The sequence below is a fragment of the Psychrobacter sp. H25 genome (assembly GCF_059076335.1).
In genome coordinates, this window is sequence record NZ_JCACRV010000002.1 from 1 (window position 1) to 15318 (window position 15318).

Sequence of the window (15318 nt, forward strand, 5' to 3'; positions counted from 1 at the left end):
GTTTCAAAGAGGATGTATCTCAGTTTAATAAGCGTCCAATTAGAGAGCACCTAGAATACTATTTAGTATTCTAGGTGCTCTCTAATTGGACGCTCAAATCTCTGTCAAATTTCGTTGTATATAGTGTTCATCATATCTTCTGCATACGATCTAGAATCTTCAAGAGATCTATGTTGTATATTATGTGATGGAACATTTAGCGAACCTCGAAGATCATCAAGTGACAGAAAACTGTTTTCTGTAATATAGCCATTATCTTTTAAGGCTTTTAAACAATCATTAAAACCACTTTTTTCGTTTAAATTAAGTGAGATGAGCTGTCGTTTATAGCGACTTCTCATCTCAGCTTCAACGAATACACGTAGTTGCTCTAATTTATCTTCATTTGTCCTACGTTCTACAAAATCCATTATTTCATTGTAGCGTTTATTATGTGCTGTTTCAGTCATTTCAGCTTCAGTTGCCTGCTCTAGTATTGATCCCTTCTGTGTTTGAATGATCTTTATAGCACTAGCTTCCTTACTGAATTTCATCATCATAGATGAAGCCATACCTTTATAATGTGTAGTAACAATCAATTGTTTAACACGAGGTTTTAAGTTATGCAGTATTCGTAAAATACTGGTAATTCTCTCACTGTCAAAACTAGTAACAGGATCATCCATTACTAAAATAGACTTCTGTCTCTCATTTTCAGGCAGCTTATTAATTTTGGCGAAGTAAACAGAGAGAGCTAGAGCTCTGCGATCGGATTCACTGAATAGGCAATGAAACTTATCTTTATTTATATTTTCTCCTCTAAAAGAGACTTTTAGTTCATAAACAGTTCTAGTTCCAATATTGTTAGTACCTCTAGATATTTCAAAATTCTTCGTTCCAATACTAGAGAAAATTCTGTTTATCTCCTCAAAATAATTGTTCAAGAATTCTTCTTGATCCTCCTCTAGTTTGGCCTTACTCTCTTTATATTCATCATCAGCTGCTTGCAGATCAGAGCATAAACCAGAAAATTCTATGCAATCCTCGTTCATAGCAAGTCTCTTTCTTTGAGATAGAAGCAATGCCTCTGCCTTTACCTCATCATCTACTAAATTTTGTAGCGCTACGGTATTCTGTGATGCCTTAAACAAATCTAGTTCCAGGTTAATTTTTTCTTTAACACTATTATATTCAGCGATTGAATCATCAAATATAGAGAACATATTTTTTAGTTGCGTAAAATCTATAGGGGGAAGTGAGCTATAAGGAACTTCGTATTTGTAATTGAGAGCGTCTTCTATAGTTTTAGCGATACTATTATTAGCATCATACAAATCAGATAAAGCTATTTCTATGCTTTGAAAACAGCTCATCAACTGATCTATATAGTCATGTTCCTGTAATTTACTTCTAATATCAGCTTCAATATAAGTATCTAAAAATGCTAAATTCCTGTCATGTTTTTCTCTAATATCTTCTATATTTGTACTAATCAAAGACTTTCTTTTTAGAGAGTTAGCTTTTGATTTCGTTTGAGCTACAAAATTTTGAAAATTATCATCGAAAGCAGTTTGATAGTTTTCAATCAAGGACTGAGCTTCTCGCTCTAATTCCTGTCCACAAAAAGGACAATCATCTTTTAGATGATTAATGCTGAACCGCCCCGACTATATCGGAGGTTGGTTTACTTGAGTCAGGCAGCCATGCCCTAACGTGATAAAATTATCATAATACTGCTTTTCAAACTCAAAGATGTCATAGTAAATTATGTATAAGTATAACTAAGCCACCTTATGCTTCTTAAAGTTCTCCGCCTGCTCAAATATCTCTTTATAGACCTCTTTTGAGTCCACAGGTGGATAACCCCATTCATCGAGTAATATCATCAAATCAAACTGTAGCTCCGCTTTGATATCATCCCGCTTATTCCAGTCGGTATACCTTGCCTTGTCATCTATCAGTTTTTTCACTTCTTTTGACAGCTCAAGCAGCTTGTCTTCGGGATAGGTAAAGTCGTACTTATGCGCCAGTGATAGTAAGATGTCGTAAAATGCTTTTTCTTCAAAGTCGATGCCCATCTCACCAAATGACGCCATCTCTTCGCGTAGCTCGTGATACAGCTTGATGATTTCATCCGAGAAATCACCAATGACTTCAGCGCGCAGTATGTCTTGCTCGTCACGGTCGTTATACTTCTCGACAAGCGCATTCATCTTCTTGCTAAAATCAACGCCCTTCACCTTGTTCGTCTTTTTAAGCTCACCAATGGCTTTAGCGAGTAGCTGCTGTAGTAGCTCTAGCTTGGTATTTGGCTGCTTGATCACTTCAAGCTTGGCTAAGTAGTCTTCATCGAAGATATCAATTTCACCGTCAGTGTTATCACCCAGCTTAAAGATCTCTTCAACGCCATCACTCATCAGCGCGTCTTTGACCAGGTCACGTACCTTTTGGTTCATCTGCTCAACGTCAGGTGCACCGCCAGTAGTGATTTTAAAGATAATGGTACGAATGGCTAGGTAGTAATGAATCTTGTCTTTATGAGTCTTGGTGAGTGCTTCACTACCTACGCAAATATCATAGGCAGACTTCAGGCGCTTGGCTAAGTCCATAAAGCGTTTTTCTAGCTTCTTAGATTGCAGTGCAAAGTCAGCCGCCGCATTTAAGCAGTTCAGCTGCTCTAATGGCGTGCCGTTAAAATATAGGCTAGAGTCGAACTTATGATAGACGGTATCTAGTAGATCCAAATGGTCTTTGACCACCACGACTGACTTTTGAATATCGTCTAGGTTTTGAACCTGACCACTAGTGTAATGCGAGAGCGCTAGATTCATCTGCTTTTTGATGCCGATGTAATCAACGACTAAGCCGCTTTCTTTGCCTTCAAACTTACGATTGACCCGTGAGATAGTCTGAATCAGGCTGTGCTTTTGTAAGGGTTTATCAATGTAGATGGTATCGAGAAAGGGTACGTCAAAGCCTGTGAGCCACATGTCGACGACGATGGCGATCTTAAAGTTAGATTTGCCGTTCTTAAACTGACGATCCAGCTCTTTGCGGTAGTCTTTATTACCCAGATTGTCCCACATGCCTTTTTCATCATCCTTGTTACGAGTCATGATCATCTTGACACGCTCCATGGGCATGACATTTTTCTTATCACTCTCTGACAAGGTTGAGCCTTCCTCACATGCTTTTACTTCGTTCCATTCAGGACGCAGCTCTATAATGTCTTTATATAACTGATAGGCAGCTTCCCGGCTGCTACAGACAAACATCGCCTTACCTTTTTGCGTCGTGCCCTCTTCTACTCGCGCTTCATAATGTGTCACAAAGTCTTCAGCAATGGCACGGATGCGGTCAGGGTCACCAAGTATGGTGGACATACTCGCCATGGCTTTTTTGCTTTTCTCTATCTGATACTCATTGGTGCCAGCATCTGCACTTTCTTGATAGTATTTCTCTACTTCGTCAAGCTGCTTGCTATCGAGTAGCACCTTGGCAGCGCGACCTTCATAGACAATATGCACCGTGATTTCATCAAATACTGACTCAACCATGGTATAGCTATCAATGACTGGGCCGAAGACATCAAGGGTGGCATCAATCGGCGTACCTGTGAAGCCAACGTAAGTGGCATTAGGTAATGAATCATGTAGATACTTAGCAAAGCCGTAGGTCTTTTTGACGCCATTTTCAGTGACGGTAATCTTCTGCTGGAGATTGATTTGGCTACGGTGTGCTTCATCTGAGATACAGATGACGTTGGTACGCTCGGTCAGTAGGGCTAAGTCTTCGGTGAACTTATGGATGGTGGTCAAGAACACACCGCCACTTCTGCGCCCTTTTAACTGTTCGCGCAGATGCGCTCGACTTTCGACACTGATGATATTGTCATCGCCGATATAGGTCTTAGCATTGGTAAAGGTTTCAGACAACTGACCGTCTAAATCGGTGCGATCGGTGATTAATATAATGGTTGGGCTACCAAGCTCAACGTCGCGCATCAGCAGACGTGCTAAAAATAGCATGGTAAAGCTTTTACCACAGCCAGTGGCACCAAAGTACGTACCACCTTTACCGTCTCGTAAGCCATTATCATTTGTTAAGTTGCCATGATTATCGAGCAATTTCATGTGCTGCTTAATATTATCAAACAGTTTGGTGGCTGCATAATACTGCGGGTAACGACAGACGATTTTCTCTTCCCTGCTTGATTTGTCAGGCACATAGATGAAATTGCGAATAACATCAATCAAACGTGCTTTATCAAATAAGCCGCTAATCATGGTTAGTAAGGAATGGATACCGTCTTTCTCTAATTTCTCATCGCCAGTCACTTTTCGCCAAGAGTAGTAGAATTCATACGGGGCAAAGAAAGATCCCATCTTTGAGTTGACCCCGTCACTAATGACGCATAGGGCATTGTATTTAAACAGCTCTGGAATATCGCGTTTATAGCGAGTGGTCAGCTGGGTGTAGGCATCAAACATAGTAGCATCTTCACGAATGCTACTCTTAAATTCAAACACCACCAGTGGCAAGCCATTGATATAGAGAATGCCATCAGGAATACGCAACTCAAAGCCTTGTATCTCCATCTGATTGACGATGCGAAAGCGATTGTTATTGATAGCATCATAATCAAGCAGCTGGATGTATAGGTCTTTTTGGGTATAGTCCTCACGCTTTAAGAAAAACCCGTCAGCGACAAACTTCATAATGGCTTTGTTGGTGTCGTATAGATCAGAGGCAGGAAGGTATTCAAGCTTATGAATGATAGACTCAATCTCGTATTCTGTGATTGAGTCATCGCGGTAACGGGTCGCTAGAAACTGTCGAAGATCAGACTTAATCAGCACATCGTCAGGGTTGCGGTCAAGTGCTTCGCCAACCGTATGTGCATAACCCTCGGCTGCTAGTAGCTCAATAATGGCTTGCTCAAGTCGGTCTTCGGTGAATTTCAATGGGATGTCCTTTTTCACATTTTGATACGGTTAATACTAATATATAACATTGAGTTATACGTAGGGTGCTTTTTAAGTACCGTTCGTGGTTCAAAGTCTCGTCTGCAAAAAGACTAGTACTATTTTTCAACAGGTTTATAAGTCGTAAAATAACCTGTCCATACTTTGCCATATGTAGTTTTAAACAATACTTTCTCAGTTGGATAAATTACTATTTCTTTGTCTAGCATATGTTTACAATCTTTAATAGCACACAACTTAACGAAGATGTATTTATCATTGAAGTACTCTATGCTGTAGTCCTTCGTTTTGAACTCATCATATATTATAGACTCCAAATTTTTGGTGTTATACAAATCGGGAGGTAGTATAAAATTCTGACTGAATAGCTTTAACAATCCAACTAATACAAAAGCGCCGATAACAATACTTAAAATACCTGACCAGTAAATATGATATTTATATTTATCAACAATGCTTACTACATATATCTTGGCATCTTTCTTACTAGCATGTTGGCTATATAGTTTAATAATTAGAAGCACTAGAGCATCAGCTAAGTACAACATTGTGCCCAGAGTACAAAAGGCTACTATCAATATAGTAGCAATAGGCGATTTAGAAAATATTTCTGAAAAGATCATCGGAAGGAAGAACAGCATAGCTATTAGTATTCCGATACTTACTGTGGCATGGATTGCTAATGTCCTGTTTAGTGTAGGCATAACTTTCCTAAGGAAAGATTCATCTTCAAATTGCTCAAGTCTATGATTAAAGATGAACTTTACAAAGGATATTATAAATTTACTTATCCCTACTAGCATTATGAACAAGGATAGAATCAGAGCGCCGTCTATCGGTATTTGGCTAAGAGAGAAAAACCTAATATAGGCAATATTAATACTCGAGAGTTCTAAAATTTGCCATACCGCTCCCAAGAAGGACGGTAGTAGTAAAGCAGTGGTTAGATTGTTAAAGACCCACTTTAATTGCGCCTTTATAGTATTCTTTTTTTCTGGCTTTTTCTCCTCTACGTAATTTTCTGGTAAAAACAAACCCTTATCATTTTTATGCCACTTCCTACTCTCAATTTCTTTTCTGTCAAAATCCGGCATAAAGAAATTCAACCTTTTATTATTTATATAATTGAGCATTAGTCGTAAAGTGCTTTCTAAGTACCATTTATGGTCAAAATTATATCGGTGATGCGATGGATATCATCCTACAAAATATCATTGGTAATTCGTAATTCGCCTGACATTAACTTAGGTAAAAGAGTGTCACGGATTTTAGAGAGAGTGATATTTTGCTGAATACTAGAGGCACTTTTATCTGAATAACTCAAAAACGACTTTTCAACAAATTCCTGTAACTTTATAGGAGGAACACATACAACTAATTCTCCTAAATGAACTCTACTTAATTCGGTCTGCCCAGTACTTCCTAAACCCATCGACTCAACTAATGGTTCAATGGATAGCATCAACCTACCAAACGTATAAGGTTTCACTAACTCAGTGTTAGGTCTAACTATTGTTACATGAGAATCCACGACAGCTGGTTCATCTAAATAAAGAACTTGAGCCATTCGTCCTAAGGTTCCAACACCTGTTGAATTCACAACAACATCTCCAACCTCAAGGTGGCGACCTTCTACTTTTCTAAGACTTTCGTCATTCAGCCTACATACTGAATAGTCTATGCTATGATTTCTAATACATCTCTGATTAACAACTCTGACACCATCAACTTCAGTGTATTTTGGGGAAATACCACGGCGTAGTTCTGTAGTTAAGTCATCTAAAGTTGAAATATCCCATCCCTTCGGAATCCATCCCATCTCTTCCGTAAACTCAAACTCATCAGGGAATAATGCCTGAATATCTGAATTGTCTTTTTTCTCAATGCCTTTACGTTGCTCAGCACGTTCGATAAATTCATCAGGAATGGCATTACCAGCTGCGAGCGCATTATCAATCACGGGATCAAAGTCAACAAACCAGCTTTTAAACAACGCCTGCGCCATCGCTTCTAGCGTTTCGTTCATTTGGCGGTTTAGCTCGATTTTGTCGTCTAATGAGCCAAGGATATGGGCAATGGATTTTTGTTCTGGAAGTGGTGGTAGCTTAATCTTTAAGTCATTAAGAACTGGCACAGTCAAACTTGGCACAGCAGAACCTACATTAAGAGATACAAAATCCGTTAGTCTTAATTGATAAAAAAGGAACTTTGGAAACACGTTTTCAAGATTTATCTTTGTCCAAAATAAAGTATCAACTGTCCAAAATGGTTGGTCTACATAGTAAATATTATTTAATGAGCCTTTTCTTGGTATTAAAATTGACTCTTTCTCGTATATGGAGTTTTCCACATAGCGCATTAGTCCACCAGAACCAAAACAAGGAATGTCACCGTCGTTAAGTTTTTTATGGTCTTTGCCATACTTAATTTCCAATACATCCCCTAGTTTTGCAACTATCCAATCACTCGCCATAACCCAACACCTCCAAGTTCTGACGGATGGTCGCGTCTAGCTTTTGCGACTCTTGCATCTGCGCATATAACGTTTGGCTTAGCTCTAACATTTTAGTCTCAAACGGTATGCCATCATCCTCAATCGCTGCTGCACCTACATAACGCCCCGGAGTCAGTACATAATCATTAGCTTCGATATCCGCTAGGCTTGCTGATTTACAGTAGCCTGCCTCATCTGCATAGGCTTCATAACCACCTGCTTCTTTCTCACCGCGCCATGCATGATACGTCTTGGCAATCGCTTCGATATCATCAGTAGAGAACTCTTTATGAGTACGGTCAATCATCGCCCCGATATTACGCGCATCGATGAATAGCGTCTCACCGCTACGATTGCGAAGTCCACGTGCTTTGCTATCAGCGGATTTAGCAGGTTTGTCTTTACTGATAAACCATAAGCACACCGGAATTTGAGTGGTATAAAACAGCTGACCCGGCAGCGCAATCATACAATCGACCAGATCGTTTTTGATGATTTGCTCGCGTATATCACCTTCACCGCTAGTAGTGGTAGACATCGAACCATTGGCCAATACGAAACCTGCTGTACCGTGCTCAGAGAGCTTGGATATCATATGCAATATCCATGCATAGTTGGCATTGCCCGTAGGTGGTGTTGGATAGCCTGCCCAACGTGGATCATCAACCAGCTCATCAGGCGCGCGCCAATCCTTTTGGTTAAAAGGTGGGTTTGCCATAATGAAGTCGGCTTTTAGGTCTTCGTGCTGATCTTTAAAGAAGGTATCGGCAGCCACATCGCCCAAGTTGCTAGAGATACCACGAATGGCAAGGTTCATCTTGGCGAGCTTGTAGGTCGTGCTGGTGTACTCTTGCCCATAGATAGACACGTCTTTGGTATTTCCGTGGTGACTCTCGATGAACTTGATGGACTGGACGAACATACCGCCTGAACCGCAGCACGGATCATAGATTTTGCCTTGATACGGCTCAACCATTTCTGCAATCAGATTGACCACCGATTTAGGCGTATAGAACTCACCGCCACCCTTGCCTTCAGTCGCGGCAAACTTACCTAAAAAATACTCATACACGCGCCCTACGGTGTCTTCTTCTGGATTGCCGATGGTATCGATGTTATTGACCACATCAATCAAGGCAGCAAGCTTACTGGCTGTTAAGCCAAGACGCGAGAAGTAGTTGTCAGGCAATGCACCTTTGAGGGATTGATTGGTCTTTTCAATGGTACTGAGCGCCGTATCGATTTTAAGCGCGATGTCTTCTTGCTTAGCATTCTGCTGGATAAAACTCCAACGACTCTCCTCCGGTAAATAGAATACGTTGTCTTTGGTATAGGCTTGCACCATGTCGATATGCTTTTCATAGCCCGTATCAATAAGCTTTTGGCGCTGCTGCTCAAAAGTATCACTGATGAACTTTAAAAAAATCAGGCTAAGGACGATATGCTTATATTCTGAGGATTCAACACTACCTCGTAGCTTGTTGGCCGCATCCCAAAGGGCTTCTTCAAAGCGACCGTCTTTTATAGTGTCGTTCTTATTTGCAGGTGTTTTAGCCATGTTTTTTTGTTCTCTATGTTCTGAGGGGCAGTATTAGTTAAAGTTTGAATTCAGTTAGCCAGTTGTTTTAATAGGTATTTATAAAGCTAACCTGTAGAAATATCGGACTAAAACAAATCTAACCTGTAAGAAGTACAATCTTTCTACAGGTTAGGCAGTAAAAGATAGTTTCTAAATAGCGCATAGATAGCGCAACTACGTATAGATTAACAGTAACAAATCAAGGGTAACAATACTCGTTATTAGTCTGTCACTATGAAAAATTCTGGCTGAATGGGAGTTGTCAAAAATCAGCCCTAAAATCCGATAATATGTATAGTTTTTTGAGTTTTTTATACATATCCTTTTTATAGGCATAAAAAATCGGATTTTTTATGCCTATCGCTCAACCAACTTTTCTTCAATCATTTCAGTTAATAGCTCAGTCACTGTCTTTCGGTTATCAAGCGCAAACTTTTTGAATGCAATATACTTATCTTTGTCAATGTTAAAGTTTACTCGTGCCGTTTTTTGAGGACTATCGGTCACGTCTGACAAAGATAACTCATCTTTTACCTTCTTGCTGGGACGACCTGCTGCTAAGCTCATCATTTACTCCTTATCAAAGAATGTTTTAATTTCATTAACCAATGCTGTCATTTCTTGTACCGCATTACTATTCACTGACTCAGTATCAAACACGGTCTTGCCTAATGCTGCGCTATTTGGATAACTTACACGTTGCATAATTCTACTATCTAACACAGGTAGACCGTACTCTAGTAAAACTGAAGCCACATCCTTACCAATATTAGTATTCTGAATTGCCCTAGACACTACAAAGGCTGCTTTTAGTTTACCGTCAGTCATCTCTATACGCTGCTTTACTAAGTCTACTAAATCGCTAGTCGCCCAGACATCGTATGGGCTAGGCTGTACAGGAATTAATACAAAATCAGCCGCCTTAATTGCAGATAAAGCCAAACTAGTTGCTTGTGGTGAACCATCAATCACCACATACTCTTTATCAGAGACGTTTTTTAGATCTTTATCAAGCGTAGGTCTATCGAGACCTATCACTGGTACTGGATTATCTTCATCTACAGCTCGCCAATCCCGTGCACTGCCCTGCTGATCACTATCTACTAGCAATACACTATGTCCTTGCAGCTGCAAGCCACGAGCTAATTGAGTGGCAATAGTTGTCTTGCCACTGCCTCCTTTTTGATTCAACACAGCAATGACTTTCATAGAGCAATCCTAAGTTTGAGTATTTGAGTATTTGAGTATTTGAGTATTTGAGTATTTGAGTATTTGAGTATTTGAGTATTTGAGTATTTGAGTATTTGAGTATTTGAGTATTTGAGTATTTGAGTATTTGAGTATTTGAGTATTTGAGTATTTGAGTATTTGAGTATTTGAGTATTTGAGTATTTGAGTATTTGAGTATTATTAAGACTTTACTCAATAGTTAGATGAATAGCAACATTTTTAAAAAATAACTATATCTTTGATATCGACTGAATTTCTATGTGAATAATATTCATAAAAATGCATAAATTTATCAAAGACTGAGATGCCCCAGTAAACTGACTGCTAACATATAAAGTGTAGCTATCAAGTATCAATATGAGCTACTAAAAGCAATACTTTAGCCGCTCATATTCGTTATAATCCGCTCACCAATCAAAAACCACTAATATGAATGAGGGAACCACTATGGTGAAGTGTCACTTATCGACCATCATGGGTGAAAGACGCCTTAAAATTGCCGATATCTCAAGAGATACTGGCATCAATCGTGGCACCATTACTCGCATGTATCATGAAGAAGCCACCCGCGTTGATCTAGATGTCATCGAGTCTTTATGTACTTATCTTAGAATCAATGTTGGTGATTTATACGAAATCATAAATGAGGACAGCAGTGAGTCACCAGCATAAATAACGTTGTCATGAGCTGTGATTGTCTTTAAACGAATAAAAAGACCTACAGAAGGTTATTTTCTCTTGCAATAGATTAAAATATAGGTATAATTTGACCTGTAGTAAGTCATTTTATTTATTATATGCATATAATGGTCTATAGGAGAATACCAATGAATAACAATCTATCTCGGCTCAATAGCTGCACATGGTTTAGTGAACAGACTAAAACGTTAGCCTCTCAGCTGTTATTAAGCTTACAAATACAGCAAGGCTTACAGCTGGCAACCCTACTTGGTGTTGACCCCATTCTTTATAATGATGAAGCGGTTTATGTCTGGGTGCAACGACAGCTAGATGACGGTCTTATCGTTGACGATCATGCGTTAAGCACCCTTGAAACTGCTTTTATAGAGTTGGTCACAGCTCACACTGACCAAGCAGCGTAATGGCTTTAGCTTATATTTACAGACTTCTTGTTTAACAAGAAACAATAATCCTTAAAGCCAGATAAAGTGTCATTATCTGGCTTCTTGATATAGACAAAGATAACGACAATCAAACAAGCTTTTTTCAGTCTTATATGTCTCAGAAGACGCACTTTTGGGCAATATGGCTTACTGTTACCATATGCCTTTACTCAGTCGGCTCTGCACGCGGCACCCCAGCTATTTTATAATAAACAAAGCCTCTCTCATCTCTCAAAACACTTTTGCTGTCTGCTCTAACGCACCAGCTGATTGCATCAGGCTGCGCTTCATTAACATCACAAGCCAAAATAATCTGCTGACTTTGAGCGTTATCAAATGCCTGCTTCCACCCCGTTTCAAGCTCATCGATGCCGCGCTGTAGCTCTGCTTGCTGGTATCTCATCTCTGCAATCTCATCAAAGCTTGGCACATACCAAAATACCAGGGCCACCAAACTTATTATCACAGCCATCGTACCCGCTGCGACAACGGCTGCAATCCTTTTAATACTCATAGTCTCAATGGACTTATGAATTTTGTCCAAGTCTTTACTAGCTCTACCCTCAACCTGCTCAATCCGCGTTTTGGTGGTGGTCTCAAAGGTCTCAATATCTTCAATAATCTGCTTATGACCAGCTTGGTACTGATTGGTGAATAGGGCTAGATTGTCAGCGCTTACGCCAAGCTTGTCAGCCACCGCTTGCATGGTACTCACTTGTACCTCTATGCTGTCGTTTTTAGCAGTAACGACCGACTCTACAGCCGTATCAATCTGCTGTTTCATATCGGTGATGATGCCTGCTATTTTGTCATCATAACGACGCGGCATCTCATTGTCAGTAAAAGCAGTCACTGCCGCTTGTAGCTGCTTTAACACGAGTTCTTGATACTGACTCAATGCCTGCGAAGTCGTGCTTGCGCTACTACCTAATTCTTCAATGGCAGAAGACACCTCATTCACCTTGCTATCAATACCGCTAAGCGAACGCTCAAGCCGCCTCGCTACCGCATCATCGGCTCGCTTAATCAGCTCACGCAAGGCCCCAATGACCGGAGTCAATGAAGTCACTAGGTTAACAAGTTGATCGTGTATGTCTTGCTCAGTGCGGTCATTTTTATCCATAGTAAGTACTCATTATTGTAATCATCACAACTAAAATGGGCGTGGTGACGAGTAATGGCGCGCTTTTTCTTGAATAGCCTTGTCTATATCCAGCACTTGTGCGGCCAAGATTTGCGCTAAATTTTGCGTGCCCACGCGGATGTCAGGAATCTGCTCAAAACGCTCATTAAGCGCGTTTATAGTATCAATTTTATGACGGTCGCTAGAAAGCGTGCCGAGCGCTTGTAATAGTGTCTGTACCGACGTATCTCTGTCTATCATCACCCGTTCTGCATCCGTGTCTCGCAAACGCTTTTGCAACGCGGTGACGTTATCAGTATGCTGAAGCGTTTTTAAAACGAGGGCCTCAGCAGCTAACTTTTCAGCCGCCTCTATCACAGTGGCAGTAGTATCAATCGCTTTAAAGTCGATCTTATCAATACGGTATTTAACCCGTACCAGCATATTATCAAACCTGCTCTGATACGCCTTGACTTCTGCCTGTCGGGTACGCGCAAGGGCAGTAGCATCTTGCTCTTTTTGTTGTTTTTCTTGCCGCCGCTTCTCTGCTTCCTCTCGCTCACGCCTGGCTTTGTTCTCAGTTTCGGCTTGCTCATGCGCTTTGTTGAGCTGGTATTGGAGCGCCATGGTACGAGTACGCCAGTCATCAAGCCGATCTGCGTTCAATTGAGTGGTCTTGGTACGGGTAATCTCATCGTATAAGTTATCATCTTGCACAATCACCGCTTCACTTTGATCAAGAAGGGCAATACGCTGCTCATAAAACGGCGATAGGCGCTGATAGGTTTTTTGACTAGTATTGATTTGCAGCTTTAATTGTTTGATGTCTTCATTATTGGCGGTTTTAAATGTCTTTACATCAGATACAAGCATCTTCAAACGTGCCTCAGCGGTATCATCTATCTCTACCGCTTTAAGAGCACGCAGCGCCTCACGCTCTTGCTCAAGCGCTTTAAAACGCTCAACATCAAGATCTGCCATTGTCGCGAACTTATGATAGGTGTCAAGGTTGCTCGTTACCTCGATCGTCTGCAAATCCTCAAACGCCTCCCGCCAGTGCCGCTGCAGCTCAGTTTTTTCAACATCAATCTCATCAAGCGCTTTAAAGTCAGTAGCCAGCTTATTCAGCGTTGCGGCAAACGGTTTTAGGGTGGCCTTTAGCGCCTTATGATCATCAATAACTCGATTGTTAAGGGGAATAAGCTTTTTTAAAACCGTTTTATTGTTCAGCATCGTTTTATCAATCTGTGACAGCTGCTCTTCAAGACGGCTAACAGCGCGGCCTGTTTGTAGGGTGTCATCTTGTCTAAATTGATCAACCAACACTAAAGCCGTCTTTAGTGCCTCACTTTGCTCTTTCGTATGTATTTTCCGGGCAAGCTCAATCATTTTTTGGCGGGGCTCGCTAAAATCCTGTCCCACCTCCTCGGTGAACCGCTGGGTACTCTTAATGTTTTTATCAATGGTAATAATCTGTTTAGACTGGTGCGCTAACTCTTCATGCAGCGCATCAATGGTTGAAAATAAGGCGCTGCGTACCATCTTTTTTTGACTCACAAAGTTGGCTGAGATTGCTAAAAGCTCATCAAGTGCGTGATCATTGGCCGCATCACTATGCGTCTGACTCTTATTTTTAGGAATAGCGGGTTCAAGTTCAGCGGCAGGATCTACAAAGCGGATATTACTGAGCTCAATTCGCGCAAAGGGTTTACGCTTTTTATAATGTATTGTGACGCCGTTAACCTCTTGTTCATTGCTTTCTAGGTCAATACGTCCCTTGTCGTCATACTCAATTACCAGACCATTTTTTTCAATGTAAGCATTGATCTCATCAATCGTCTCGTTGTACTCATGAATCACTGAACGATTGCCTTTGAGAATATCCTTATATAGTGACTTACCCAGTTTCATTTTTGGTAAACGACTGATGCCCAGCTCACGGTAGGATTTCTCACTAATGGTTTTATTCTCAGGCAGTAGCTCATTGGCCATATCCGCCCAAAGGGTGCGTTGATATTTAAGCTCATCGCCGCGCCCGTTTAACCCCTTAGATAAACGCTCCTCCGTTGACCACTGCAACCAATTCTTGCGTGCTGATAAAGCATAACCCTCAACATCCGCTACTATCTCACGGCTTGAGAGTAAAATATGGGCATGAAAGTTACGACTGGTCAGCTCAACCACTTCAACCTCCCCCACATGTTTCTCGTGACTGTGTGGCCGATGAATGGCTACATCGACAAGCACGTTATAGCGATCAGATAAGGTTTGAGCGTAGCGCTCGGCCAAAACTATACGCTGATCAGCGGTGATCCCATCAGGAAACATCACATCAATCTCAGTACCTAATTGAGCGTTTTTACGAGTCTCAATGCGTTCGATATCATTCCAAAAACCCTCACGTGTCACTGCTAGATCCCCAGCAAGAGTTGGCGTTATCAACGCCGTATGCATCACATTTTTCTCAATAACTTGCGTGTATTTAGTACCATCACTGTCCACTAAATTTAAGATTTTGTCTTTAGCTTTACTGGTGTAATCGTGGACGACTCCTGACTGCTCATCAGCCAGTTTTGAGCCAGAATTATAAGCCGACTTTGCCACCACGCTATGATTTCTCGCCTTACTAACGGCGCTAACTGACAGATGAAACCCTTTATTATTCATAGCAAAAAAACCCAACATTGAGAGATAATTTTTTGGGGGTTGTAGGGGGTTCGCCCCCTGCCGAACGACGGAGTTTATGTAAAAAAATAGCGCCCCTTGTGGGCCTTTTTTACATAAACTCCTAAGTTCGCTCTTAA

The 15318-nt window shown here is 40.8% G+C and carries 11 protein-coding genes; 2 read left to right on the forward strand and 9 right to left on the reverse strand.

The genetic code is table 11. From position 1 onward, the window contains the following. Window positions 1–104: 104 nt before the first annotated feature. The 7 genes from AC5JPO_RS12990 to parA all read right to left on the reverse strand — a co-directional run bounded on the left by AC5JPO_RS12990 (window position 105) and on the right by parA (window position 10246). Window positions 105–1631 carry an AAA family ATPase gene (locus AC5JPO_RS12990; protein ID WP_493854045.1) on the reverse strand — a complete coding sequence of 509 codons (1527 nt, stop codon included), beginning with the start codon at window positions 1629–1631 and terminating at the stop codon, window positions 105–107. Between the two features lie 129 nt (window positions 1632–1760). Continuing rightward, on the reverse strand, window positions 1761–4943 hold the full coding sequence (locus AC5JPO_RS12995; RefSeq protein WP_493854035.1) for a type I restriction endonuclease subunit R: 3183 nt from the start codon (window positions 4941–4943) through the stop codon (window positions 1761–1763). A 119-nt stretch (window positions 4944–5062) separates the two neighbouring features. Then, window positions 5063–6058, reverse strand: coding sequence for a hypothetical protein (locus AC5JPO_RS13000; protein WP_493854036.1), 996 nt, complete (start codon window positions 6056–6058; stop codon window positions 5063–5065). Between the two features lie 107 nt (window positions 6059–6165). Further along, window positions 6166–7437 (reverse strand): restriction endonuclease subunit S, encoded by a 1272-nt coding sequence (locus AC5JPO_RS13005; RefSeq protein ID WP_493854037.1) that lies wholly within the window; start codon window positions 7435–7437, stop codon window positions 6166–6168. Then, complete coding sequence (locus AC5JPO_RS13010; RefSeq protein WP_493844503.1) at window positions 7427–9016, reverse strand: class I SAM-dependent DNA methyltransferase; 1590 nt, start codon at window positions 9014–9016, stop codon at window positions 7427–7429. Before AC5JPO_RS13010 ends, AC5JPO_RS13005 begins: the two co-directional genes overlap by 11 nt. Before the next feature lie 378 nt (window positions 9017–9394). Beyond that, window positions 9395–9604 carry a hypothetical protein gene (locus tag AC5JPO_RS13015; protein ID WP_057758776.1) on the reverse strand — a complete coding sequence of 70 codons (210 nt, stop codon included), beginning with the start codon at window positions 9602–9604 and terminating at the stop codon, window positions 9395–9397. 3 nt (window positions 9605–9607) lie between these two features. Further along, window positions 9608–10246, reverse strand: coding sequence for a ParA family partition ATPase (gene parA / locus AC5JPO_RS13020; protein WP_057758778.1), 639 nt, complete (start codon window positions 10244–10246; stop codon window positions 9608–9610). Between the two features lie 468 nt (window positions 10247–10714). Between parA and AC5JPO_RS13025 the strand changes: the two genes are divergently transcribed. Both AC5JPO_RS13025 and AC5JPO_RS13030 read left to right on the forward strand, forming a co-directional pair. Then, window positions 10715–10939, forward strand: coding sequence for a helix-turn-helix domain-containing protein (locus AC5JPO_RS13025; protein ID WP_057758779.1), 225 nt, complete (start codon window positions 10715–10717; stop codon window positions 10937–10939). Between the two features lie 155 nt (window positions 10940–11094). Further along, window positions 11095–11370, forward strand: a complete 276-nt coding sequence (locus AC5JPO_RS13030; RefSeq protein ID WP_057758781.1) for a hypothetical protein — start codon at window positions 11095–11097, stop codon at window positions 11368–11370. A gap of 187 nt (window positions 11371–11557) precedes the next feature. On the opposite strand, the gene AC5JPO_RS13035 is transcribed toward AC5JPO_RS13030, so the two are convergent. After that, a complete protein-coding gene (locus AC5JPO_RS13035; protein ID WP_493854038.1) occupies window positions 11558–12514 on the reverse strand; it encodes a hypothetical protein in 957 nt (318 codons plus the stop codon). 30 nt (window positions 12515–12544) lie between these two features. Then, window positions 12545–15181 (reverse strand): MobA/MobL family protein, encoded by a 2637-nt coding sequence (locus AC5JPO_RS13040; RefSeq protein ID WP_493854039.1) that lies wholly within the window; start codon window positions 15179–15181, stop codon window positions 12545–12547. Window positions 15182–15318: the final 137 nt, after the last annotated feature.

Coding starts and splice junctions, on each gene's coding strand:
- AC5JPO_RS13000 (WP_493854036.1), bottom strand. CDS start 6,058: ATGCCGGATTTTGACAGAAAAGAAATTGAGAGTAGGAAGTGGCATAAA.
- AC5JPO_RS13005 (WP_493854037.1), bottom strand. CDS start 7,437: ATGGCGAGTGATTGGATAGTTGCAAAACTAGGGGATGTATTGGAAATT.
- AC5JPO_RS13010 (WP_493844503.1), bottom strand. CDS start 9,016: ATGGCTAAAACACCTGCAAATAAGAACGACACTATAAAAGACGGTCGC.
- AC5JPO_RS13015 (WP_057758776.1), bottom strand. CDS start 9,604: ATGAGCTTAGCAGCAGGTCGTCCCAGCAAGAAGGTAAAAGATGAGTTA.
- parA (WP_057758778.1), bottom strand. CDS start 10,246: ATGAAAGTCATTGCTGTGTTGAATCAAAAAGGAGGCAGTGGCAAGACA.
- AC5JPO_RS13025 (WP_057758779.1), top strand. CDS start 10,715: ATGGTGAAGTGTCACTTATCGACCATCATGGGTGAAAGACGCCTTAAA.
- AC5JPO_RS13030 (WP_057758781.1), top strand. CDS start 11,095: ATGAATAACAATCTATCTCGGCTCAATAGCTGCACATGGTTTAGTGAA.
- AC5JPO_RS13035 (WP_493854038.1), bottom strand. CDS start 12,514: ATGGATAAAAATGACCGCACTGAGCAAGACATACACGATCAACTTGTT.
- AC5JPO_RS13040 (WP_493854039.1), bottom strand. CDS start 15,181: ATGAATAATAAAGGGTTTCATCTGTCAGTTAGCGCCGTTAGTAAGGCG.